The sequence below is a fragment of the Paenibacillus sp. PvP094 genome (assembly GCF_040546835.1).
Classification (GTDB): domain Bacteria; phylum Bacillota; class Bacilli; order Paenibacillales; family Paenibacillaceae; genus Paenibacillus; species Paenibacillus illinoisensis.
In genome coordinates this window covers 2,662,776-2,687,891 of sequence record NZ_JBEPOM010000001.1, presented here as the reverse complement: position 1 = coordinate 2,687,891, position 25,116 = coordinate 2,662,776, and the positions used below count along the sequence as shown (strand labels likewise).

Below are 25,116 nucleotides of genomic sequence, written 5' to 3'. Positions count from 1 at the left end.
TGCTTTTCGTGGAAAAAGTTACGCCCGCAGCCAACTTTGAGGGTATTCCGCACAAAAAAAGACCCCAAGCATGGCATGGAATGGCCACACTTGAAGTCACATGTTAAATAATAGATTATTGTTTATACTGCTACTAACTTGCCAAAAAAGAGAAAATCAATCTGATAAACTGTCACTCTCCACATTAACTAGATAGAACAGTTTAATCCGACTCGGACTACAGATAACCCAATTTGTTCAGGACACGTTTCAACATTACTGCCGCTTGTGCACGTGTTGCATTACCTTGTGGTACAAACGTCTTCGATGTCATCCCCTGAATAATGCCTTCCTGTACAGCCTTGGCAACAGAATCCTTGGATTGAATTTTGTTACTATCCTTAAACTTGGACAGTGTTGAAGCTGCCGAAGTATTCAGAACGGTTGGCTGACCTGCATAATCCAAAGCCCGAACCATCATGATGGCCATCTGCTCACGAGTCACGAGGCTATCCGGTTTGAAAGTACCATCCGTATTACCAGTGACGATACCCGCTTTAGCCGCTGCACCAATATATGCACCTGATATATCACCATAACGAACATCTTTGAATTGTTGAGCACTAGCATAGTCGCCTGGTAATCCCAACCCTTTTGCCACTAAAGTAGCAAATTCTGCTCGTGATATTTGCTGATCAGGAACATACAAGGTTCCATTTTGTCCATTGATAATCCATTTTGCAGACAACTCACCAATGACGTCCTTAGCCCAGTGTGAGGCAGTATCCCGATATGTAACGGGATGGGATGCAGCCACAATAGCCTGATTGCCTTTCAGCTGTCCTGTTATAATAACCGCTCCAGTTGCATTGGAGAAATGATGAGGAATATTAGCCAGAGCTGAAGTACCTTGATCAATGTAGACCAGACCCGTAACCGGTCCTGTTGTCGTTGAAGGCAATCTGAGTGCAATTGAACTCTTCACCAGTTGTTCTGCACGCTGGCCACTATAGCCATTATATGCTGATAGATAAACATCCGTAATGTCAGATACTCTTTGTGCTCCGGCGGATGCAAGCATACCGTCCATTGTACCGGAGACCGTTACAGGAACCGATTCGAGTTGAATATAAAAGTATGAAGAGCCCGAACCTGCATTCACGCTTTGTGCAATACTGGAAGGATTCAAATCTGACAAAGGCACTGACCACAGACGATCTCCATATTTCACCCCAATAAATGAAAAACGTTCACGTGAAGCGATTTCTTTTAGCGTGTCTATTGGGAATCCTACATAAGCTGATGCTTCTGTTGAAGGAACTTCAAATACGACCATTCGACTTGAATTGTTGCTTAGGCTTGCATATTGAAATGCCTGGTTTAGCTTGCTAGCATCCACATTAAACTGACGGGTAGAGCGACTATTGCGCGACTGGGCGGAAGTTGTTGCCGCTGCATCCGTGCTCATGACATACATGGACTGGTTAAAAGCCGATGTGTCCGATACGGTTAGCCATGATGGCAGATTTCCACTTAAACTTCCAGTATTGGTAGTTGAACCTGTGCTTTGAGTTTGGCTAATCGATAAAGGTCCAAATGCCTCAACAATGACGTTATCAAGCGTGCGCAGCGGGATGATCCCCGGTGCATAACTTACCGTTCCTGTTTGTCCGTTGGTGCCCGAGCTGGACAACTTCAGAGTTAGTGTTGCACCAGTTGATGCTGCAGAAACCACACTTACCTGTGAGCCTCCCAACTGTACACCGAATTGAGATGGGGTAAGCAGTGTCTGTGACTGTAGAGATTCCCTAAAAGTAACAGTCACGGTATCTCCTTGCAATATAGCTGATTTCACCATACCATTACCCGCTGTGTAGCTTACAGGTGTTAAGTTGATATAACCAGCAGGATTACCGTTTAGGTCCGTCAGACGCAATGCACCCGGTACATAAGAAAGTGTTACATTCTGGTTCGTGCCTACGGCTGAAGCCAAAGTCAGCGTGACGGTTTCATCTTCAATATCCGTGTCGTTTACAAATAAAGGCTTACCATCTACAAGGACAGAATACTGGCTTTTTAACGGTTTGTTAGTTGTTCTAAGTGGCTCGTTATAACGGATCCATAGCTTGGAGCCACTTATTTCGGCACTCTGAAATTCAGGCGCCTTGGTATCGATGCTATTCCGAACATAGAAGCCGCTGAATCCCGCAAGAGCTTGTCCCCGACTGTCTTTTACAGGAGAAGAGCCTGGTGCATACGAGACACGAACCACTTCCCCATCGGTAATGGAACGGCTCAGATTCAATGTAACCATTGAACTATTGGTTAATGATATGCTGTTAATTCCTACCGAAGACTGGTTTGCAGTCACACTGAATTGTGATGCTGCATCACTGGAGTTAATATATACTGTTTCCGGGTAGTAGAGATTAATTGTACTGTAATATACAGTACCTTCCCGTGGTTTGGACATAACGGAGTCCAGTGTATTTTCCACATCTCGTGCTGCAAACGAAGCAGCCGGGTTCAGGGAAGTATCCTGTATAGGACGCAGTCCAGGCGTATACCCGATCCGGACAACCTGCCCTACAGCAACACCTGTATCGAGTACGACATATACGCTATCTCCTGATACATATGCAGTGCTGACATTACGCGCTTCCCCATTTACTGTTACCGTGAAGCTGCTATAAGCTGGATTCGCGCTAAACAAACTTTCATCGTAAGTAAGTCGAATCGTATTGTTACTATACATCTTAACTGTTTTGAGAACCGGGGCTGTAGTATCTCTGCTAAGCGTCTTAAAGCCCCATGAACTGGTACCTGTCAATCCTGTAAAGAGGTTACCAGCCTTGTCCCTGAACACATTTGCAGGAATATCCACATAATAATTCGTATTGCTTTCCAGTGTACTCTGCGGAACAATTCGCAGCTGTCTATTGTTTGAAGTGCTAATGGTTGTTGTTACAGCTACGGTTCCACCATTGGCCTTTCTCAACGTTGCATTGCCTGGATAATTGGTATCAAGCTCTTTATTAAATGTAACCGTTAGTTCTCCCGTCAAAGGTGCATTCGTCGTACCGTTTGTTGGGGAAACAGATGATACGGTGAGAGCAGTAGGATCAGAGATTACGCCAAAACCCCACTCGGTTCCCGTTATTCCTCTGATGTCGTTCCCCAGTTCATCTCTTAAAAGACCTTCTGGCATAACAACATAATATGTGCTGCTACTATTCCAGTTTTTCTCCGGATCAATCACAATGGAATTCGTCCCCAGACCATTAACGCGTGGAGAACCTGCATTCACAGGTATTTCCTCATATAATGTAGTCCCTTGAAAAATCTGCAGTTTCCCAGCACCTGCAAAAACCTTTTTATCAAATGTCATCGTTATATTAGATGAAGGCGATACCTGCATTGCTGCATTCGCAGGAATCTTCTCTACCAATGATGCTGTGCCTACACCTTGTGTATGGAACGTCCATTCTTTGCTCAGTCCGTTGAAAGCAGTATTATTCTCATCCGCGTATACAAATGAATTTTTATCGATTTGAACATAATATGTCCCTCCTGGCAGAGGTGCATGATTAATCGTCACTTTTCTCCCTACATCCGGAACACTGGCGTCATCTGGCGTAATGCTAATATTACTTGATTCCGTTGGGTCCACTAAGATCGGTGGAATAACCTCCGAATCATCTGACACACGTTTTATTGATATGTATCCACTGGCAGTCCCCGCTGCTTTTCGAACAGGTTGGCCAAATTCGATCTCCAATGGGGTTACTCCATTTACGTTTTTCTCTCCTGTTACAGGTAACGTTGCCGTGACCCCTAACGTAGTTAAGTCATCTGCTGCATAAGCCGTGTTTTCCACTCCAAGCAGACTTGTTAGCCAACCTTGGGCAGTTAATAGTACGATTAAAAGCCCGATTGTACTCATTTTGGCTATTCGTTTCAAACGCACCGATTCGTCCCCCTCATCTTATACTTCTTCTCCTGTCTAATGAACAGACCTCATTATGTATGTCGGTTAGAACAGACATTTTATTTAGTCAAAAGGGAATAAAAGGAATCTTATTTCGTTTATAAAACCTCCTACTTAGCCAACTACTTATGTACGCAAAAAAGCCCCTGATTCCTGATCGGAACCAAAGGCTTTGATCTATCACAATTTAACTTACAGACCCGCTTGAGCTTTCAAAGCATCTGCTTTGTCCACTTGCTCCCAAGGTACATCCAGATCTGTACGGCCGAAGTGACCGTAAGCAGCCGTTTGTTTGTAAATTGGGCGACGCAGATCCAGCATACGGATGATGCCAGCTGGACGCAGATCGAAGTTGTTACGTACCAACTCAACCAGCTTCTCTTCGCTGACTTTGCCAGTTCCGTATGTATCCACGTTGATCGATACCGGATTGGCTACACCAATCGCATAAGCGAGCTGGATTTCCACTTTGTCAGCAAGACCTGCAGCAACGAGGTTTTTCGCTACGTAGCGAGCCGCATAGGCAGCGGAACGGTCTACTTTTGTCGGATCTTTACCGGAGAACGCGCCACCACCGTGACGTGCATAACCGCCGTAGGTATCTACGATGATTTTACGTCCAGTCAGGCCTGCATCTCCTTGAGGTCCGCCAATAACGAAACGTCCTGTTGGGTTGATGAAATATTTAGTCTGCTCATCCAGCAATTCAGCCGGAACGACAGGCAGGATAACTTGTTCTTTAATATCTTTTTGAATCTGCTCAAGGGTAGTCTCTTCAGCGTGCTGAGTGGATACTACAATTGTATCGACACGAACTACTTTGTCACCGTCGTATTCGATCGTTACTTGAGTTTTACCGTCCGGACGGAGGTAATCCAGTGTACCGTTTTTACGTACCTCAGCGAGGCGGCGTGCAATACGGTGGGACAATGCGATTGGCAATGGCATGAGTTCTGGTGTTTCATTCGTTGCAAACCCGAACATCAGACCTTGGTCACCCGCACCGATGTTTTCTGTTTCGCGAGCGACTTGAGCCGGATCACGGTTCTCCAGTGCTGCGTTAACGCCTTGCGCGATATCCGCAGACTGCTCGTTCAGAGAAGTCAGAACGGCACAAGTATTGTAGTCAAAACCATATTTGGCACGTGTGTACCCGATTTCCTTAACCGTGTTACGTACAATGGCCGGAATGTCTACGTATTCAGAAGCTGAACTGATTTCACCGATGACAAGCACTAGGCCTGTAGCCACGGAAACTTCGCACGCTACGCGAGCGTTTGGATCATTCGCCAGAAACGCGTCTAATACGGCGTCCGAGATCTGGTCGCAAATCTTATCCGGATGTCCTTCGGTTACAGACTCCGATGTGAATAGATGTCGGCCTTTAACAGACATGAAGTTTCAACCTCCCATAACTAGTAGTATGGCGATTGCCCGAACAAAACATTTACGGTGATTCGTTCACTGTACCCTCGAAAGCTTTCCGGGCGGAATAAGGACGCAGGGTCCGCAGTTACGAAGATAAGGATTTTTCAGGTAATTGCCTTAACAAAAAATCAACCTTTTCCTCCTGGAAAAGGTTGCATACCTCAAATGCCATCTTATCGCATTTGTCAAGCCGTGTCAAACCATGTGGGATAAGGAAAAACCTTATAATAACTGCTTTTCTGCCTGACCAATCAGTCTTTTCGTAATCTCGCCACCAACCGATCCATTCTCACGGGAAGTCAGATGACCCCAGCCTTTGTACTGCCCATAGGAATGATCACTCACAGCTCCCAGCTCAGAACCAAACTCGGTATCTGCACCAGCAAGGGCATTTTGACCATACCCTACATTCAGACCAAACTCGGCAGCAATCTCATATTTCATCTGATCCAGCATCTGACGACTTTCCGGTACCACTCTGCGGTTACTTCTAGCCATGATTCCTGCACCTCCGTTTAATTGGTTTTGTACAATTATAGAGTGAGCAGGAACCCTGATGGCTAGCCTTATAAATGTTTGTTAGAACTGGTTAATCTACACATATGAGATGAATAAAAATGCGAATAATTGCTTAACCTATTTCAAAGAATATCCGCCGCGAACCATGACCGTCAGACTGTACTTGTTACCATCCAATACCGCTATACCCCGTCCATCCCTTGGAAAAGAGAGCAGGTGATTGGTCGGCGCTGCCTGTCCATTCGTCAGGTCAACCCCGTCCGTCAGATCAGCAACACCGTTCGTACCTTCACTGACGATCACAGCCTTGCCGCTGCGTACGATGAACTCCGCGCCAGAAGCACCGATCAGCTGTTGACCCGGCTTCACGGTAACGATCTCTACGGCATCGGATGCTCCAGATACCACCGGTGGAAGCGAGGTGTCACCACCTGTGTTGCCTGTACCTGTAGATCCACTATTATTGCCTGCGGAGCTTCCCGAGTCGGCATTAGTTCCTCCATTTAAGGCCTTTTGAATTTGTTGATCTACATAACTCTTCGTCACAACCGGATCATCCGCTGTCCCTGGTTGACTTGTTCCTGCACCGATAGCTGTGTTGCTGTATACAGACCCAACCCAGACGCCAACACCGATAGCCAGCGCAGCCAGGGATACTTTCATATAAGGTTTCATTGCTTTGCTTCCTCCTCTGGTAATCTATCTATTATTTACTATAGAGAAAAATACCCAGTGCGACAAGCAAAACCTCGCTCCAATGATACGAAGCGAGGTTTTGCTTATCTAATTATACGAGATTAGAAGGTTAGGTACTTATCTAAAATCTTCAGGTTCTTCTTTTGGAAATTTGGACATATCGTATCCGTATCCTTGCTCGGCCAGCCGAATACGCTGTCCCTGGAACTGGTCATACACGTTCAAGCGATAGGAACCACCGCGCATTTTCTCGAAGAAGCTGTCTTCAATACTCCAACTTATTGCTTGGTTGGTACCAGTTTTCAGATCTGTCCCTATGGCCAGTTCTTTCTCAAATGTTTTACCTGCCTGATCGGTCAAAGTAAAAATGAGTTTGTGTTCATTCTCACCCATTTCAATCTCCTCGTTACGCGACAAGCTGTAATTCATCTCTACCTGAACTGACGAACTGCCTGCCAGATATGCACGCACACTGTTCGCAGTGAAGGTATATGGATAGAGATCAATATTCGTTAATGTGCCCAATACATTAATGGACGTTGGCGGCACCTCAAAGGCCAGTGCATTCACGTAGGCAGTTGCCTCTCCTTCACCTGTAACAAACTTGCTATCCGCAATGCCCTCTCCTACAATCAGACGCATATCCGAGAATGTGCCTGATTTCGGAACCTTAGCCCAGAACGTAACAATCGACTTTTGCCCCGGTCCAGGTAATCGTTCAGATTGTTTTGCGGTTGCTCGGTAATATTGCCCGTCCGAAGTTTTGAAGTATCCAACTAGCTTGCCAAGACCGCTCTGACGGAGCGATTTATTCGTCATCTCGAATTCGGTATACACAATATCTGATGAAGTGCCCGGATAACGAATGGTTCTTCGTACACCCATCTCCGTCTCTTTATCCGCTGTACCGGATGTGTATGTCTTACCTGAGCCAACATAAGAAATCGGCTGAATCAGCCCTGATGTATTCAACGTAATCCATTCATTTGTTTCTTCTTCACTAACTTTCTCAATTAAACTTACTTCCAGTCGGCTCATACGAAGCTCAGAAGGAATCTTGGTTAGCAGATAGGCTTCTGTCGTCATACCCGCTCCCAACAATTTGCCGCTCTGTGTATAGATTAGCTTCTTATCTCCATCAACTTGAGCGGAATCAATGGTAAACATAGCTTCCAGCTCAGGTAGCTGTACTGTTTTGGTGCCTGCATTACGGATGGTAACTTTTGCTGCAACAATGTCACTGTCCAACCAAGGCAGCCGTTGTAAAGAACCTAAAGAAACACCAAAGGTTCCTTTATTGTTTTTAATCACACTTTCTGTATTTAATCCATCACCACTCGAAACAGCTTGTGGGATGGCATAAACGCCAACAGGGTAGGAAAATTCAAAACTGTTAGACGGAGTGGCTGATTCGGTATTTTCGCTTTTATCAATCGGACTCATCGCGTACAGCTTGATTTTGCTCGTATCTCCGTCTCCTTGAAGACTCGTATTAAGCTTGATCGTTTTAATATCTCCAGGATTCAGCTTCAGAGCATCCAATGCTTTTGTTTCTATTGGATACACCGTTCCATCTGTGGTACGGACCTCAAATGTATATGTTGGTACTTTGATCGCTTTCTTACCTTCATTCTTAAGCACCAGCTGCATGTTGAGATCGTATGCTCCATCATCTACTCGGACCTTGGCCGACTCTAGAAGTGTGGACAACCGTTGACCTTCAACCGATATGATATTCGGCTGATTCGCAGCCACCTCTACGTTCGTTTTACTGGCTTCTGGCAGTTGTAATGCAGCTACAGGTAAAACTGATTTCTCCTCGCCCTGTTCTTCAACAAGAAGAAGTTCGGATTTCTGCAATTTAACCGAAGTTGGTAGTGATGCCATTAAGCTGAGGGCTTTATTCGCCTGAGCCTGAATGCTCACGCTTGTACTATCCTTATCTGGAGTAAGCGGATAATTTGTTCCACTTGGTGTACGCAAAATCCATTTGATGTTCGGGTTTTCAAGCAATTTATAACTAATATTGTTTAAATTCACACCAATTTTCACATACTGATTCTTATCTTCCCCTGGGAATACCTTAATACCGGCGACTTTCACCTTAACAGCTGAGTCACTAAGTCGAACGGTTTTCGTTTTCCCAACGGGTGTCGTAATGCTATAGGAAGCGGGCACATTGAACTTACCCAGCGTTCGTTCATAATTCGCTTGATTGAAATCCCATTTAACGATGAGAAAGTTCAGATCGCTTAGCTTTACTTCACGTCCAACTTTCATAACGTACGTTAGATCTACGGTGGATCCTGGGGCAACTGTTTTCTTCTCCTGATCCTTCGCAATCAGTTTAGGTGAGAAGAGCGTTCCGCCTTTTGTTTTCACTTTGCTCCAATAATCGATCATCATGAGTGGCGAGCTATCATTGTTTTTGTAAGTTAATGTATACGTAACCACGTTGCCATCATCTTGAGACAGGATATTTACATCTGTTAGTTTTACGGTGCTGCGTGATGTTACTTTAACAGGGGATAAGTTACTTAATGTATGTACAACCTTGTTCGTTGTTGTTGTCGCTTTCTTCGTTGAAGTGCTGTTTGAACTGTTGGCTGACGTTTTATTGGTTGTGCTCGCTGCCATTGCAATCCCAGCGGTTGAGCTAATCAACAAGGTGCTCGCGAGCAAACTTACAAACAATTTTCTTTGATTCACTTCCAAACCTCCCATAAGTTGCTTGTTGCACTTATAGTATAAACGTTTAATAGGGAGAGAAAGTTACGATGTTGTTGTGTTTAATCTCCCGAGTTTAACTAAACGACTAAATAGAGGATCCCGTAAATTAGTTCTTCGGAAAATAAAAAACCAACCCAACAGAAATTATGTTGGGTTGGTCTGAAGAAATTAAGATTAGTTCACTCTTACACTTGCATAGAAGTTTTCAGCAGCATTATTAGCTACGTCTGTTACGAACGAACCAGTGCTGTTGTTAACCAGTTCAACTTCTACCAATTGACCAGCAGAAACTGCTTTATCAAGTGTCAAAGTCAAAGTATCAGATCCATTAGCTTCAGCATTTGTTACATTAACTTTAGTTCCATCTACAACTACAACGTAAGCAGCTGGTGTAAAGTTAGATTTCACAATTTCAGTGAATTTCAATGTAACTTTGTTACCATTTGCAGTGATTGCATTTGAAGCACCGTTAGCATCTTTGGAGTCTTTAGCGAATACTGGTTTGATACCATCCAGTACAGGTGTGCTAGCCAAAGCTTTAAGTTTGCGGCCAACAGAATCAGTAGATTTAATATCTTCTTTCGCTACAGTCGCCAGAGTTAAGCCAGAGTTGTAAGGGATAGCTGTATCTTTCACGAAAGTAAACTCAACAACTGATTTACCATCTACTACTGATTGGTTAGTAATATTGAAATCAGAGTCAGTACCAGCGAATTTAAAGTCATCTTTATTCACAAATGTCAATTCGCCATCGAATTTAACTTCAACTTTGTTTTGAGCTTTTGCGTATACGGAATCTGTAACCACTCCAACTGTAGATTCGTTTTGGGAAGTGAACTTCACTGTACCACCATTAACGAAGTTACCATTTGTATCAGCAACGTTAACTACACGCAAATCAGTAGCTCCATTCAGATTCACATCATCTTTAGAAACAGTCAACAATACTGTATTAGCATTGTACAATTGTACTGTAGTAGAAGATGCTGGGAAAGGCTTGTAAGTAGCGTTAGTCACAACATAATCATATTTGTTAACATCGAGTGCGTTACCGTTACCCGAAGTTGCTACAGGTCTATTGAATTGTACATATACTTGGTATTCGTTGTTAGCTACATCATCATTGAACCATGCAGCATTTGCTTCCAACGCACCAGTTTGTGTAAGAGTGAATGGTACGGATTGAGGAATAATTGTGTTACCAATAGCTGCTTGGTCACGTACTCCGGAAACTTCAAGAGTGTAGTTACCAGCTGGCAATGTTCCACCAACAGAAGTAAGTACTACTTTAGTTTCATCAAGTTTGCCGTTTTTGTCTACAACGTATTTAGGAGCTACAGAAGGGTTACCTTTAGTAGTGAATCCTTTACCAGTGTAGATTTTACCAGCAGAGTCTTTCAGAACATAGTTATCAACTTTATTGTAGTCTTCAGTGCTGATTTTCTCGGAGAATTCAACAGTCAATTCTGTTTTACCATCAACAGCTTTAGATGTAACACCTGTAACTGTTGGACGAATTGTGTCAAGTTCTGGAGTCACTTTTGCGTTACGATCAGCAGAGTTATTGCTGTAATCTGTAACACCGTTCAAGTAAACTGTGGACTCACCCAAGCTCAGGCGGTTTGCATCAGAGAATGTCAACGTTACAACGTTATCTTTGATGGATACAGTTGCACTCTTGTTGCTAGAAGTTTGGTAAGCGCTGGATACAGACTTAACTGGCTCATTAAATTCTACAACAACTTTCTTAAGATCGTTGGTAGTGATTTTAGTGATTTCTGGTGCAGTTGTATCTTCAGCGATTGTGAATTTAGATTCAGCAGTTGATGCGCTAAATCCTGCGAAGTCTTTCACTCCGGATACTGTCAAAGTGTGCTCTCCAACTGGAAGATCAGTTGTGATGAAAGCAATGTTAGGGTAAGTGTATTTAACGAACCCGGAAATTGCTTGACCGTTCACTTTGTAGTTAGCCAGGTTTCCAGCAGTTGCACTTGTTACTGGCTCAGAGAACTCAACGCGCAATGCTTTTGTTCCCAGACCTTGAACAGATTTCACTTCTGGCAATTGTGTATCTACTGCAGTGAATTTAACTGTCTCATCGAAAGTTTTAGTCGCTGTAGCGTTTTTAACACCTTTAACTACCAAGTTTGTATCTCTTTGTTGTGGCAGGTTACCTGTATTTTCGCTAACAAGAAGTGTTACTGATTTCTTGTCAGCAGACAAAGTTGCGGATTCGAATGTACGACCGCTCACAGTGTAGTTTGCAGTGTTTTCAGCTGTAGTAGCATCAACTTCACCATCAAACTTCACAACCAGTTCTTTGTAGTTGCTAGCAGTAGCACCTTCAATTTTTGTTGCTGCAGTTACTACATAAGTAACTTTCTCAGTGAACTCTTTATCTTTGTAAGTGAATTTTACTTCAGTTTCTTTGTTAGCTTCGAGAGCTTTATCCAAAGTTACTTTTACAGTTTCACCGTCGCTGATTTTGAATTCAACTACTTTACCAGCTTCGGATACTGTGTAAGATTCTACTTTCAAGCTTTGAGCTTGATCGATAGAGTAAGCTGCACCTACCAACAATTCGCGGGAAGCGTTAGCGCCAAAGTTAGCGTTAGCGTCGATCAGACCAGCGTTGATCGCTGCTTGAACATAACCTTTAGCCCATGCTGCTGCGTTGTTGTTAGTTTCAGTTGGGATTTCCAGATCCAGTGCACGAGTCAGGATTGTAGCCATCTCAGCGATAGTTACTTTACCGTTGAAGTCGAAGATTTTCTTCTCAACGTTTTTACCTTCCATGATGCCTGCAGCTGTTACTGCTTCGATGTAAGGAGCAGCCCAGTTTTTAGCGTTGTAGTTTTTGTCATTGTAAGAGTACACACCAGTGATCTCTTTCAAGCCGAGCAATTTAGTGATAACTTTTGCGAACTCAGCGCGAGTCATCTCTTTGTCCAGACCAGCTGTGCCATCTGGGTAACCGTTGAAGATACCTTTAGCTTTCAATGCATCAAATTGTTGTTGTGGTGTAACTGCTGTATCACCGAATGCTACAGATGCAAACATCGAGAATGCCATTGCTGTAGACAAAGCGACGGATAAAATTTTCTTCATAACCTTTTTTTCTCCTCCTTGGGCGTTCATAACATGGGAATTTTCTTTAATAGGGTCGCTCGTGTTCCTCATTCTATTGTCGCACCCCCTTTCCAGAGTCATGAGCAAGTTAATATAAATGATGTCTGTGAGCTTATCACAGAAACTTGTAAACTAGAGAAATAATAGAACCATACGAAAATAGAGTAGTTTCCTAATCCTACCTTACGTATTATACAATGGGTCTCTCGTGTCGTAAAGCAATTTTTTCTAATAAATAGACAAGATTCTTCACGAGGTCATTCTTGGTAAGAGGCCCAATGTTTTCGACTCTACATCTTAAACGCAGTAGATTTCAAAAAGTTGCGGATTCTTCAAAAAAAGTTTTGAACTAATTTATGTATTGATACAATGCGGGTCTGGGACAGTTCAAAACCTATGAATTCCTTATCTAATCAGCTGCGGTTAAGCTTTTACTCTGTGTTTATTTTGATGAAGACGTTTATTTATACCCTTAATTTCCCTCCATGAAGCGACAGTTTGTATGATATGTAAAAAAATAAAAAGCACCCCTACAGGGATGCCTTAAGTAATTCCTCGTTCTATGGCTTAACGAATTTTCATCGCAAGATCAATAATTTGAGCACGCATTTTGGGATCACTGTTCAATTTCAGATACATATCGTCAATGGCCAAACGGTTCTCCCGGTATGTTTTCTCATGCTTCATGGTGGTGTGAGACCATTCAATCAATTCATTCTCAGCCAGCACCAATTGGTTATATGCATCATGGAAGCCAGTCGTCTGTACGAGCCCTTCCATAACCTCTTGAGAGATGTCTTGCGTCTTGCGTGTATCTTCCAGCTTTTTCTCCAGAATGACTGCCTGCTTCTCAAACTGTGTCTTCGCCTTCATATAGCCCAACTGGGCCTTTGAATAAATCGGTTTCATTAGCTAACTTCACCCTCTAGATCATTGTGTATTTACCGTTATTGTATCTTAAACTCTAGCAAATTACAAAAATAGTTATTGGTAAAAGACATCTTTCTTCTATTATAAAAGTGTTCTTTTGCTGTTTCCTTTACAGTCGAAAAGACCCGCCCCTCTAGCACAAGGGACAGGTCCTTCCAATAATGCTTAAATGAACTTGGATGAATTAGCTCAAGTTTTTAGGGAATACTTTGGTGCTTTTCTTGAGCAGTTCAACAGCAATTTTACCCGCTTCTGCACGAGTCAAATTACCTTTTGGATTGAAATTGTACTGTGGCTTCTTCTGGCCCGGAACCGTTACAGCGGCTCCTTCCATGATTTTAGCCTTTGATACTGCCATAATCGATGGACCTGCATATTTCTCAATGCTGCCTGAATCCAAAAATGCCTTAGCAAGTGAAGCATCCATCTTACTATCATTCGCTGCCAATTTCAGCTTCAGAGCCCGAGCAATCATGACTGCTGCTTGTTCACGTGTCAACGGTTGATCCGGTCCAAACACACCGTCCGTCAGACCCGTTACAATGCCTGCTCTTGCCGCTGTCTCAATTCGGTCGTAATCCCATGTTGCAGAACGTGCACCTGGTACTAGATCCACGAACGTACGATTATTGTCCGAGTTAATTGGCAAATTAAGACCTTTAACCAGCAGTGTCGCAAACTCACCACGAGTTGTCTGATCATCTGTACCAAATTGCTCGAAACGCAAGTTGTTCATAAATCCTTTGGAATAGAGACCATTCAAGATATTACGAGCCCAGTTATGATTCGTTATGTCATTGTAGCTTCGACTCAACTTCATTACTTTATAGTAGCCGAATTCATCGAATGGCACAGTGACTGTATGTGCTTTGGTATCAACCTCACCACCGATATTTTCCCACTGACGAGTTGCTGTATACCGATATACGGTAATTGTGGAACCGGCTTCGTCTACCACGTTAGAATCAAAGGCGAGCGTAAGAGTTCCCCGCTGTGATGGTGTAATTTTGCGCTCTGTAGGTGTCTGAGGATTACCAAACAACCCTTCCACGGAGTAAGGCGTCAATCCATTCGTTGGAGCTGCATACGTAGCTGAGCCCAGATCTCCCGACTCACCCAAACCTCCATTAATCCAATAGATATCAGAAATTGCCCCAAAGTTACTTGATGCACTTGTTGATCCAAAGTTAAGCAAGTACTCATCCGGAATACTCCAAGCCGGAGCACCACTATTTTCACCCGTTCCAGGGAAGCCAATAATGTTACCATAGTCATTGCGACGTTCTACAATCCCCGTAGTCGGGTCTGCAATACCAAATAGAAGCTTCGTATCGGGATAGTACTTCGTAATACCTCTTGTGCTGGTGCTTTGCATTACAGTACCTTTCGGGAAACTGAGTTGAAGTCCCTTGTTGAATACTGTATATTTGGTCGCCACTTTCGGCGCCATGTACTGGGCATCTACACCTACAGTACCTGTATAGAACACCTCAATGGTATCCGTGTTACTTGTACCAGCACGTGTGATTGTGATTTTGATTTTATTTTCTTTGTCTTGTTTCAATCCTACATAGTCATATACAAAACGGTTCTCACCCAAATCTGTACGTTTTACAGCAGGATCTTTACCAATAAGGACTTCGGTTGCACCCTCTGCTTCAATGTCAAAGTGAACAAAGTTCTTGTTTACCACAATTTGGTTACCAACTGTTGGTTGTGGAGACAGAATGCGATAGGCACTCACTTCTCTGACAATCTCTAGTTTTTGCGATGTTTTAGCTCCGGTCTCATTGATTAGCTCCAAGGTGTATACATAGGTCCCTGGCGCATCTGCAACCAAATCCTGAACACGCATAATAAAGTCTTTTTGATCACCTGCGAAATCATAAGTGTAGCGATCACCTGCGAAAGTCACCACTGCATTATTTACCGAGTTAGCCGGCAAGTCAACTGACAGGATATTTTTGGTTCCCATATTCAAATTCATCTTGACTGCACCGCTACCACGCAGAACCAAATCGTAGTTCTTTAAGCTAGTCGTATACTTGCTATCATTGTAAATAAAATCAGGTGTAAGATTGAAAATCTGGGCCAGCTGCGGGTTGTCCGCACTGAATTCTTTTGGTGGAAAGCTAGGACGATCTTTTCCTACAGCAGGCTGGAAGTTAGTAATTGTAGATACATTATTATCTACAACATATATCCGGAGTTCTTTGCGAATTTCACGTGCTTGTCCCTTCTCATCCTTACCTGTACCTGTCAAAATAATTCTGTTTTCCCCAAAGACCAAAGGTCCGTCCTTTAAGGAAATATTCAGGGGAAAATTGAAAGCTCCGGTGGTTTTATTTAACCAGGTAGGGTCAAGCCCCTCTGAAGTGTTCGTTGATTTAACCTTCACACCGTTAGCAAACACTTCTGCAACGAAATAATTACTATTGATTGTGTCTTCAAAGTCAATGTATTGTCCTTTGACGGCTAGGGTATTGTTGGCCCCAGAATCCACATTATACGTTTGACCATCAGTCAAATTTTCAACATATATATAATTTTTGGATGCATATGAAATGGTAACATCTTTATAGGCTGTTGAACTATCGTAGTTAAAACGAACCGTTTGGTTACCGTTCTTTAATCCAACCACTTTGAAGATATAACTGGTATCTGAAACTGTAGCCACATGGTTAACCGTGATTCCACTTGTCCCGAGTGGAAGGTAATTGGCTTTCAATCCTGTCAGCGGATTAGCTGGTTTGCCGTTCGTGTTGACCATAATGTAGAAGTCACCTGAGTCCACTTTAGCACCGTTCAAAGGCTCCCCAGTCGGGAGATTGTCAGTCCCACTTCCGCTATAGCCCTTGAGATACTTCAGATCAGTAATGACGGTCTGACCTTTCATGTACTGGAAATCCATACGTTTGCTTACAGTCTTTGTTCCGTAAGTTACGGACAATGTATGATTTTGATCTTCTAAAATTTCGCCATTTGTACCCTTGTTAAAATACACAGCATTGATATCAAAAGAAACTAACCAATACGAAGGCGTGTTATCTTTCAGACTTGGAATGAAAACTTCTTCAGTAAAGGTTGGTGTCTCTTTTGTTGTGTTGTTGTCTACATAAATTTCAGCGCCTTCGCTGAATTTATTTTTATTTACTTCGTCATAGGGAATCAACATTTGTACATGCACTTTGGCATTATCCGTATCTTCAGTGAATACGGGTTCAACACCAAGCAAACTTTGTGCATTTCTACTGGAATCTAACAGATCCAACTTCACGATTGGATTTTTCTCATCATAATAAAATAGCGAATAGTTGAACGTTAGTGTGTCAGAACCATTTTGTACTACCAGCTTCAGATCATTCACGCCGGGATTCAGCTTAAGCTGCGGAGAGAAGAATGAATAATCTTGTAAAAGCTGTGTTGCCAAAGCTTGACCATTGTTTACAGAAACCGTCACTTTCGTAGCGTTGACAGCTTTACCTTGAAGCGTAATCTCGTCCTTGTTTACTACAATTTGAGTTCCTTCATTAAGGTCCAGATTATCCGATCCACCGAGTACTTGTAGCTTTTCTACGTATGGTACTTGGTCAAACAAGATATAAAATGTCTCAGAACGTTCATTCTGTCCTTGTGCTCCCGTAAATGTGATGCGGTTCATACCCGGATAAAGAGTCAGATTTGCCTTGAAACGATTATCCGGTCTATCTGTATCTAACGTGACTACCGCTGGAGCAACACGTGCAGGATCTTCTACCCAGCGATTTGTGCTTTGGTCCCAGTTCAACAATTGAATGTTTGCACCCAGTGTTGAACCCGTTACTTTGGTATACGTACCCGTAATCGCTTGTTGAGCATCTGTTACTTTATATACTTTATCTCGTGTTATCTGATTTGCCCCTGCTGTCAATGTCAAATCAACCGTATTTCTGAATTCGGAAATATCGGGAGTAAAATAACTCGTTGGTTTGTCCGCCGCCGATGCGACTGGTGTCAAGCCTGCCGGTATCAACGATACAACCAGTGCCACCATCATAAGCCAAATCATCGGCTTCTTCGTACGCTGCATGCAATCATCTCTCCTCTTTTTAAGTCAGTTACCTCTTATATCGGTGCCTAGGTTCCAATTATTTAGTAAAAACAGCAAAATAAACAAAAAAACCTTATCCACTTGGATAAGGTTTGGGGCTTGGATAATATTCAAGAATTGCAGTAAACGAGCGTATCTATTTAGGATTTCGAGCGAGTCTCCGGATTAATTTTGACACGCATGCGCATCAGGAAATTAATAACCGGTCGTCTGGTTTTACTTACAAGTCCAATGACTTCTGCACCAACCTGCAGGAAGAACATCATGATACAGATCACGACAAACGTTACCCAGTTGGCTTCGAACATGGCTGCCGACGATTGAATGATCGCCAGTACACCGAAGAATGCGGCAATACCGTAAATGATCAGCACTGTCTGACGGTGGCTGAATCCAAGTTCACGCAGGCAGTGATGCAGGTGACCTTTGTCCGGTGAGAAAATCGGTTTCCGTTGTACCGCACGACGGATGATCGCGAAGAAGGTATCCGAGAGTGGTACACCGATAATGATCAGCGGCGTGATGAAGGACACGACTGCAATTTGTTTAAACCCAAGCATGGATAGCATCGCCAGAGAGAAACCAAGGAATAGTGATCCCGTATCTCCCATGAAGATCTTGGCCGGGTGGAAGTTGAAGAACAGGAACCCGATAATACTACCCAGCAGCACTAAGCACATCAAGGCAATCATCATATTGCCCATCAGGAAGGACATCACGGCAATGGTACCAATCGCAATACCGGATACACCGGCAGCAAGACCATCCAGACCGTCAATCAGGTTAATCGCATTCGTTACACCAACAATCCACAGAATCGTCAGCGGAATGGATACCCAAGCTTCCAGTGAGGAATACGAATCCTGAAAAGGAATGTTGACGAAATCCACTCGGATATTAAATCCGAATACGACTACAGCAGCAGCAACGAGCTGCCCAAGCAGTTTTACTTTGGCTGACAGTTCGAAACGGTCATCCAGCGCCCCGATCAGAACGATAATCGAACCACCAATCAGAAAGGCACTGACAAAGCTCATATCTCTTGTTGTAAACCATGCAGATACAAAAGGAAGAAGTGCAGCTACTGTAATTATAAAAGCAAGAAAGATTCCCAAACCACCGAGACGTGGCATGATCCGAGTGTGCACCTTACGCGCATTCGGTGTGTCCATTGCACCTATTCTAACCGCGAACTTTTTGACAAGCGGTGTCAGGGCAAGAGCCAGTCCCATCGACACGATAAATCCAATGATAAAGATCGCTACCATTTGAACATTCGACCCCCAATTATAATACCCATACGAAATTATAAATCCTCTGATCTCTTTTTTTATATATAAAGAAATATTGTTAGCCGTATTTAATGAATACACTTGCACTACAACGGAGAAGTCAGAAATAACCTGTAGAAGCGCAGCGTTCGCCTTTATCACCGGATTTTATCCATTAAGATGGATATCAGAAAAATCTGGGGATAAGAGCGATCGAAAGGTTGTTCTGACGTCGGAGTGACACGGTGCAAATAAAAGTTTGATTCATTCTTTGGCACACATGTAATCCGGAATGAATTATACGCTGATCACACACGAAACGCCAACCTCAATTTTTAGCAAAAACGTGCATTTTTCTCGTAATAGCCTGTATTTAACGGGCTTTAGTCACGTTTTCTTTGTCCTGGATCACTTTAATCGCGAATTTTGGAAGCGCAAGCATGCGACCTGCACGACTTGGTTCGCGGAGCAGTCGGTAAAACCACTCCAGTCTTAGCTTCTGGAACAGTTTTGGGGCACGTTTACTTTTACCGGAAATGACATCAAAACTGCCACCAACGCCCATGGTTACGGGAACCTGAAGTGCCTCCTTATACTTATGAATCCAGGGCTCCTGCGTATCTGCACCGCGTGCTACAAACAGCAGATCAGGTGCAGCTTCCCGAATGGAAGCAACCACTTCTTCGTCCTCAGCCGGACCAAAATAACCGTCGCGATAACCCACAATACGGATCGCCGGATATTGCTGTTGTAACCGAACTGCCGTTTCTTGAATCACTTCAGGGGTGGAACCGAGCAAATAAACGCCCCAACGATAGTTTTCTCCAACCCGCAGCAATTCATGTAAAAGCTCAAATCCAGGTACTCTCTCTGCTACAGGATCACCACAATAATTGGCAGCCCATACGACGCCTGTACCATCCGGTACAATCAACTCGGCAGATTGCATCACTTGCATCATGGACGGATTCTCCAGTGCTGCCATCACCATGATCGGGTTCGCTGTAATGACCTGATGCGGCTTCTTCGACAACACGGCTTCCCGGAGAGTCTCCACCGTTTCTTTCATCGTCAGTTTGGAAAAAGGAATACCATAGATCGAAACGGTAGGTATTGGTCCGGTCTGATTCATCTTTATCTCACCCTTTGCGGCCTAAATAGTTAATAATTTGCTGTGCAGGCACTCTGGCCTCCTGCTTCAGTTCGGTAATGCGATCTTCGTTTTCCTTCAACCACTGTGAACGTTGATCCAGAAGAGAGGCTACGCTCTTCGCCAGCTTGTCCCCATCGAGTGCAGTCGTGCTTCCTACAGGCTCACTATCCAGACGGAGCATGAACTGATCGATTTTGGGATCGTATGAGATGGCCACAGGTGGCACATACTGCGATGCGGCATAGATCAAACTGTGCAGACGCATGCCAATGACAACATCACACTTGCTGACTTCCTCCAGCATGAGCTGTGGATCAGTGAGATTCGGAGTTATGCTGACCTCGCTGCCTTTACTAGTGACGTCTCCGAGCATCTCCATAAGAAAACGGGAGGCCTCTTCATCTTTTGGCAAATGAAATGGCATAAAACGCAGATGCACTGCTTTTTTGGCACATAGCTTCTTCAGTCCTGAGGCAATCGCCGTCAGTTCCTTCCGATCGGACTCCCAGAAACGAACGGATACACCGATGACTGGAAGCTTGGTTTGCCCCGCAGATGAACCATCACTCGATTGATCCGGCACAGTCCCCGTCGTAACATTCTTTTCCCTACTACCTTCAGGCAAAGGCAGTCCCATAACCGGGTCAGGCACAACATGAATCTGATTCCACTGCAGTCCAAGTCCGCGCAGATAATCAGCGGATTGTTCATCCCTCACCGATATATACTTACAACCCTTGAATACAGATCGGATCATTGGATTGAAGAATTTACGGTTAACGGGCCCTATTCCCTGAGCATAAATAAACGTAGGTTTTTTGAGCCACTGGGCCAGCTTGATTACACCCAAATAGTAGGGAATGGATTTCAGTCCGGTTGCATCCTGCAGCAAGCTTCCGCCGCCACTGATCAATCCGTCACTTTCCTTGATCGCTTCACGAACTTCCTTCAATTTCATACGGTGAACGGAACGTACCCCATACATGGAGGTCGTCGACTCTGGATCAATGGAGAGCACGATCGGCTCAATGTTGACGCCAGATCTGTGACTCTCCTCTTCCAGTGCAGTCAGAATCGACTTAAGTACCGCTTCGTCTCCGCTATTGCGGAATCCGTAATATCCCGAGATGACTAACTTTTGAGAAGTGGTGACCATTTTTTCCAACATCCTTCCGCTACTTGCCACACACCCACAGCAATGATACCGAAGATTAAGCCGATTCCCAGCCCCATCACTCCGCGAATGAGAGATAATACAGCCGGTGTATGGATATGCGCGAACGTATCCACCATGGACAACTGTCCAATCGCTGCAATAATGAGTACAAAGATGACTTGACGATATTTTAAAGCGGCGAACACGCCAACGATAAACAGCGGGTGTCCCAGCACAAATTCTTTGAACCTTGGTCGTACGCCAAATGTATCTTCCAGCGTTGTACGCAGGAACATCTCAAATGGGGTTACTGAACCCGAGTTCCCTGTACGTGTCAAATAATAATATCCAGCAGCGGCTGCAACAACCGCCAGAACAACCATCAGTACATTAACCGGTGTACGCAGAATTCCTTTGAGCTGCTTAATGGAAATCGTACCCGATCCACGATAAAACAAGATATAAATAGCTACCAGTCCCATTGGAGCAAAGTGCAGCAGGCTCACGCCCCTGAACTGGTTGATGACCAGACTATACGTAATGCTGTTGAGCAATGCGATCATAAACGGCACGGCAAGGAACGACAGAATGGACGTTCTTACATATAAGATCAACGTTTGTGCCAATCGACGACCCGCGGATGCATTAGGTTGACGCTGCTGCTGATAATTCACGGTTCTCACCGCAAGCACCATCGCGATGGTTGGTGCGGAGATCGCAACGAGCAAGGCAATCCCCTGCTCAAGCAAGGTCGGTTTCAGGAGGAACAAGCCCGCACTTCCAACCAAACCTAATACAAACACAAGCAAGGTCAACAGTGGTACGAAGTATGACACCATCAAGGTAATCATGGCAATTGCACCAACTAGCGCAACCAGCTTGGCATAACGCTGAATCGAAGATTCTTTTACTGTAAATGCCTCAGCCTGTCCAAGCTCGAATCCGCGCTTCTCCATGCGTTCAATGGCATGCCCTGGCTCACCCAGACTGTTAATCAGGTTCTCAATCGGATCCGTAATCATGGCTTTGGCCGTGTTCCGGCTAGGCCCTGCATTCAAATAGAGCATGCGGATGTTACGGTCCTTGGTAGCGAGCACAAAACGGTCCGCAATGACGTCTACATCCAGATTGGCATCTCCCTCACTTAACGAATACAAACGAGCAACGTTGTAGTCCGTTTTGTAGGCAAGGGTTTCAAATCCGGATTGAGGTTTCTTCAAGTTTTCAATGGCTGCAAGTCCAATGTCATGTTTGTTCAACAATTGTGCGAATTGATCGAGACTCTTCATCTCCGCATTATCATTGTACCCTTTCACTGCATCGCCATCAAACAGGATGCGTTTCACGCCATTCTCTTCGAAGAAGGTCAGCAGACGCTCCATGGATTCCTGGCTGTATGGCACACTATCTGCGATCCTTGGCAAAATGTAAAACCCTTTATCACGCAGCATCTGGATGGCAACCGGATCCGGCTGCATTGGCTGCATATTGGCATTCTCCGGAGGAGTCTGCAAAATCAAGCCGCTACGACCTTCAAATTCCCATGGTACCACCGGGATCTGACGATCCGCGAACGTTTGTTCAATGATGGGTGTATAGGTTTGAGCATTTTCTACGGATGTGAACAACACATACGTGAAGTTCTCGTTAGGAGAAACCACGTTCTGAGTCAGGTTAGCAACATCCTGCCCGTTATATACGGTCAGTTTCCGTGACTTTCTAAGCTCATCCAGCGTACTTTCGAATACGGCCATCGTTGTTACGCCGGCATCTTTCAGACGAGTCAATTGCTCATTCATAAAATCTTGGGGATGGGCTTGATAAGCCGATATATCCAACAGACCTCTATAATTGAATACAAGCTCCACCTTTTTGGCGGACGATTCCGTCTGTACACGATCACTGATGACAGGGATGGAAGCGATCAGTCCTATAATGACAACAAGCCACAGCCACTTCCGGGAAGCGGTATTCCAATAAAGCCATTTTTGACGCACTACATGTACCTCCTCAAGTGTTGGAACCAAATCCACGTTCAGCTCAAGTAATTCATTCAAATAATTAACGGATATATACACAGCTTGTGTCAACAAGCCTTCGAATATCCGATCAATCTGTTTCAACCTCTGTAAAAAATCACACCTAAAAGAAAAGCCCCTCCGCCAACCAACCTTACGGTGCGGAGAGGCTTTTAACCATTCGTGCTTCGTGCAACGATCGTACTTATTGTGCGTCTACTCGCGACATTACCGTGGAAGCCAAACGTTCAATGCGTGCTTCTGCATCTTCCAGGCTCTCACCACGTACTGCGAAGTACACTTTGATCTTAGGCTCTGTACCGGAAGGACGCAGGCAGAACCATGATCCATCTGCCAAAATGAACTTCAGGACGTTTTCTTTTGGCAAGCCATCCAAACCAAGAGAGTAATCAAGCACATCTTGTACCGCGATACCCGCTACTTCTTGTGGCGGGTTCGAACGCCAATCCGTCATTTTTGCCTGGATTTGCGCTACACCGTCCTTGCCTTTCAGCGTACGGGACTCCAGCTTCTCGAGGAAATACCCGAACTGGCGATAGAGCTCCTGCAGGACATCGTACAGCGTTTTACCTTGGTTTTTGTAATATGCAGCAGCTTCTGCAATAAGCATCGAAGCCAGGATGGCATCTTTGTCACGAGCATAGCTGCCTGCCAGGTAGCCATAACTCTCTTCATATCCGAACAAGAACGTATGACTGCCGGTTGCTTCGAACTGGTTCATTTTTTCACCGATATATTTAAAGCCTGTCAGCGTGTTCATCACTTCTGCACCGTAATGCTCAGCAATGACCGCGCCCATCTCGCTCGTTACAATCGTTTTGACGACTGCGCTGTTGCTTGGCAGCTTGCCTGTCTCTTGCAGACGGCTCAGCACGTAGTGCACCATGATCGCACCGGATTGGTTACCAGACAGTACGAAATACTTGCCATCATTGTCTTTCACAACTGCACCCATGCGGTCTGCATCCGGGTCTGTACCAATCAGAATGTCAGCACCTACGGATTCACCCAGTTTCATGGCAAGTGTAAATGCTTCGCGTTCTTCCGGGTTAGGAGACTTCACCGTGGAGAATTCAGCATCCGGCTGTTCCTGCTCTGCCACAACATGGACCTGCTCAAAACCGATCTGTTCCAACACACGACGAACCGGAATGTTTCCTGTGCCATGCAGTGGCGTAAAGACGATTTTGAAGTCACGGCCTACGCCTGATTGAATCAGGTCACGACTCAGACTTACGCTGGCAACCGTATCAACAAATGCCTGATCTTCCTCTTCACCCAGCCATACCAGCAGGCCTTGCGCTTCAGCTTCTTCTTGGGTCAGCTTTTTCACATCGGCAAGGGAAGGAACCTCCTGAATGTATTGGATGACTTTCTCCGCTTCATGCGGAACCAGTTGGCCACCTTCGTGGTTGTACACTTTGTATCCGTTATATTCCGGAGGGTTATGACTTGCCGTTACCACAATACCGCCCGTCGCTTGCAAGTGACGCACACTGAAGGACAGCTGCGGCGTAGGGCGCAGAGATGTGAACAGCTTGGCTACAATGCCGTTTCCGGCAAGAACCAACGCAGCATCCAGCGTAAATTCAGGCGAGTAGTGACGGGAGTCATGGGCAATAACTACAGAAGGTCTACCTTCCTTGTCCCCATGCTGTTCGAGCAGATAACGTGCAAAACCTTGAGTCGCCCGACCAACGGTGTACTTGTTCATCCGGTTGCTTCCGGCGCCAATGACCCCGCGCAATCCACCTGTACCAAACTCCAGATTTCGATAGAAACGATCCTCCAGCTCTTTCGGCTGATCCTGCAAATCACGAAGCTCCTGTTTCGTCGCTTCATCAATCGAAGCATCCTCCAACCACTGCTGTAGCGTCTGTGCTGCTGTTTCGCTTAACTGTTCCATTCCTATAAACCCCTTCCGTCTATATAAATTCAATGGTTTGCTGAGCTGCTTCAGCATTTTGCATCAATCCGTTACATACATATTCCGACTGATGCAAATGCT

13 protein-coding genes are annotated in these 25,116 nt (G+C 44.6%); all 13 read right to left on the bottom strand.

Annotated features, from left to right (window positions below; translation table 11 throughout):
* Positions 1 to 217 precede the first annotated feature (217 nt).
* Positions 218 to 3,946 (bottom strand): SwmB domain-containing protein, encoded by a 3,729-nt coding sequence (locus ABIC22_RS12340; RefSeq protein ID WP_354481106.1) that lies wholly within the window; start codon positions 3,944 to 3,946, stop codon positions 218 to 220.
* 213 nt (positions 3,947 to 4,159) lie between these two features.
* Positions 4,160 to 5,362, bottom strand: a complete 1,203-nt coding sequence (gene metK, locus ABIC22_RS12335) for a methionine adenosyltransferase (protein WP_175396646.1) — start codon at positions 5,360 to 5,362, stop codon at positions 4,160 to 4,162.
* A 255-nt stretch (positions 5,363 to 5,617) separates the two neighbouring features.
* Complete coding sequence (locus ABIC22_RS12330; RefSeq protein ID WP_354481103.1) at positions 5,618 to 5,893, bottom strand: alpha/beta-type small acid-soluble spore protein; 276 nt, start codon at positions 5,891 to 5,893, stop codon at positions 5,618 to 5,620.
* Positions 5,894 to 6,031: 138 nt separating this feature from the next.
* Complete coding sequence (locus ABIC22_RS12325) at positions 6,032 to 6,589, bottom strand: hypothetical protein (RefSeq protein ID WP_354481101.1); 558 nt, start codon at positions 6,587 to 6,589, stop codon at positions 6,032 to 6,034.
* A 138-nt stretch (positions 6,590 to 6,727) separates the two neighbouring features.
* On the bottom strand, positions 6,728 to 9,319 hold the full coding sequence (locus tag ABIC22_RS12320) for a hypothetical protein (RefSeq protein ID WP_354481099.1): 2,592 nt from the start codon (positions 9,317 to 9,319) through the stop codon (positions 6,728 to 6,730).
* Between the two features lie 195 nt (positions 9,320 to 9,514).
* Entirely contained in the window at positions 9,515 to 12,448 is a 2,934-nt protein-coding gene (locus ABIC22_RS12315) for an S-layer homology domain-containing protein (RefSeq protein ID WP_354481097.1), read from the bottom strand.
* Between the two features lie 588 nt (positions 12,449 to 13,036).
* Positions 13,037 to 13,378 (bottom strand): hypothetical protein, encoded by a 342-nt coding sequence (locus ABIC22_RS12310; RefSeq protein WP_193723524.1) that lies wholly within the window; start codon positions 13,376 to 13,378, stop codon positions 13,037 to 13,039.
* Positions 13,379 to 13,583: 205 nt separating this feature from the next.
* Positions 13,584 to 17,468, bottom strand: coding sequence for an S-layer homology domain-containing protein (locus tag ABIC22_RS12305; RefSeq protein ID WP_354481094.1), 3,885 nt, complete (start codon positions 17,466 to 17,468; stop codon positions 13,584 to 13,586).
* 161 nt (positions 17,469 to 17,629) lie between these two features.
* Positions 17,630 to 18,757, bottom strand: a complete 1,128-nt coding sequence (locus ABIC22_RS12300; RefSeq protein WP_127537232.1) for a glycosyltransferase family 4 protein — start codon at positions 18,755 to 18,757, stop codon at positions 17,630 to 17,632.
* A gap of 376 nt (positions 18,758 to 19,133) precedes the next feature.
* Positions 19,134 to 19,892 carry a WecB/TagA/CpsF family glycosyltransferase gene (locus ABIC22_RS12295; protein ID WP_095359951.1) on the bottom strand — a complete coding sequence of 253 codons (759 nt, stop codon included), beginning with the start codon at positions 19,890 to 19,892 and terminating at the stop codon, positions 19,134 to 19,136.
* Between the two features lie 7 nt (positions 19,893 to 19,899).
* Positions 19,900 to 21,069: a polysaccharide pyruvyl transferase CsaB gene (csaB, locus tag ABIC22_RS12290; protein WP_354481091.1), complete on the bottom strand. Its 1,170-nt coding sequence runs from the start codon at positions 21,067 to 21,069 to the stop codon at positions 19,900 to 19,902.
* Positions 21,045 to 23,066 (bottom strand): DUF5693 family protein, encoded by a 2,022-nt coding sequence (locus ABIC22_RS12285; protein ID WP_354481089.1) that lies wholly within the window; start codon positions 23,064 to 23,066, stop codon positions 21,045 to 21,047. Before ABIC22_RS12285 ends, csaB begins: the two co-directional genes overlap by 25 nt.
* 226 nt (positions 23,067 to 23,292) lie before the next feature.
* Positions 23,293 to 25,014, bottom strand: coding sequence for a phospho-sugar mutase (locus tag ABIC22_RS12280; RefSeq protein ID WP_354481087.1), 1,722 nt, complete (start codon positions 25,012 to 25,014; stop codon positions 23,293 to 23,295).
* Between the last annotated feature and the right edge of the window lie 102 nt (positions 25,015 to 25,116).

Excerpts from the sequence above, each read along its gene's own strand:
- metK (WP_175396646.1), bottom strand. The coding sequence starts at position 5,362 with ATGTCTGTTAAAGGCCGACATCTATTCACATCGGAGTCTGTAACCGAA.
- ABIC22_RS12330 (WP_354481103.1), bottom strand. The coding sequence starts at position 5,893 with ATGGCTAGAAGTAACCGCAGAGTGGTACCGGAAAGTCGTCAGATGCTG.
- ABIC22_RS12325 (WP_354481101.1), bottom strand. The coding sequence starts at position 6,589 with ATGAAACCTTATATGAAAGTATCCCTGGCTGCGCTGGCTATCGGTGTT.
- ABIC22_RS12315 (WP_354481097.1), bottom strand. The coding sequence starts at position 12,448 with ATGAAGAAAATTTTATCCGTCGCTTTGTCTACAGCAATGGCATTCTCG.
- ABIC22_RS12310 (WP_193723524.1), bottom strand. The coding sequence starts at position 13,378 with ATGAAACCGATTTATTCAAAGGCCCAGTTGGGCTATATGAAGGCGAAG.
- ABIC22_RS12305 (WP_354481094.1), bottom strand. The coding sequence starts at position 17,468 with ATGCAGCGTACGAAGAAGCCGATGATTTGGCTTATGATGGTGGCACTG.
- ABIC22_RS12300 (WP_127537232.1), bottom strand. The coding sequence starts at position 18,757 with ATGGTAGCGATCTTTATCATTGGATTTATCGTGTCGATGGGACTGGCT.
- ABIC22_RS12295 (WP_095359951.1), bottom strand. The coding sequence starts at position 19,892 with ATGAATCAGACCGGACCAATACCTACCGTTTCGATCTATGGTATTCCT.
- csaB (WP_354481091.1), bottom strand. The coding sequence starts at position 21,069 with ATGGTCACCACTTCTCAAAAGTTAGTCATCTCGGGATATTACGGATTC.
- ABIC22_RS12280 (WP_354481087.1), bottom strand. The coding sequence starts at position 25,014 with ATGGAACAGTTAAGCGAAACAGCAGCACAGACGCTACAGCAGTGGTTG.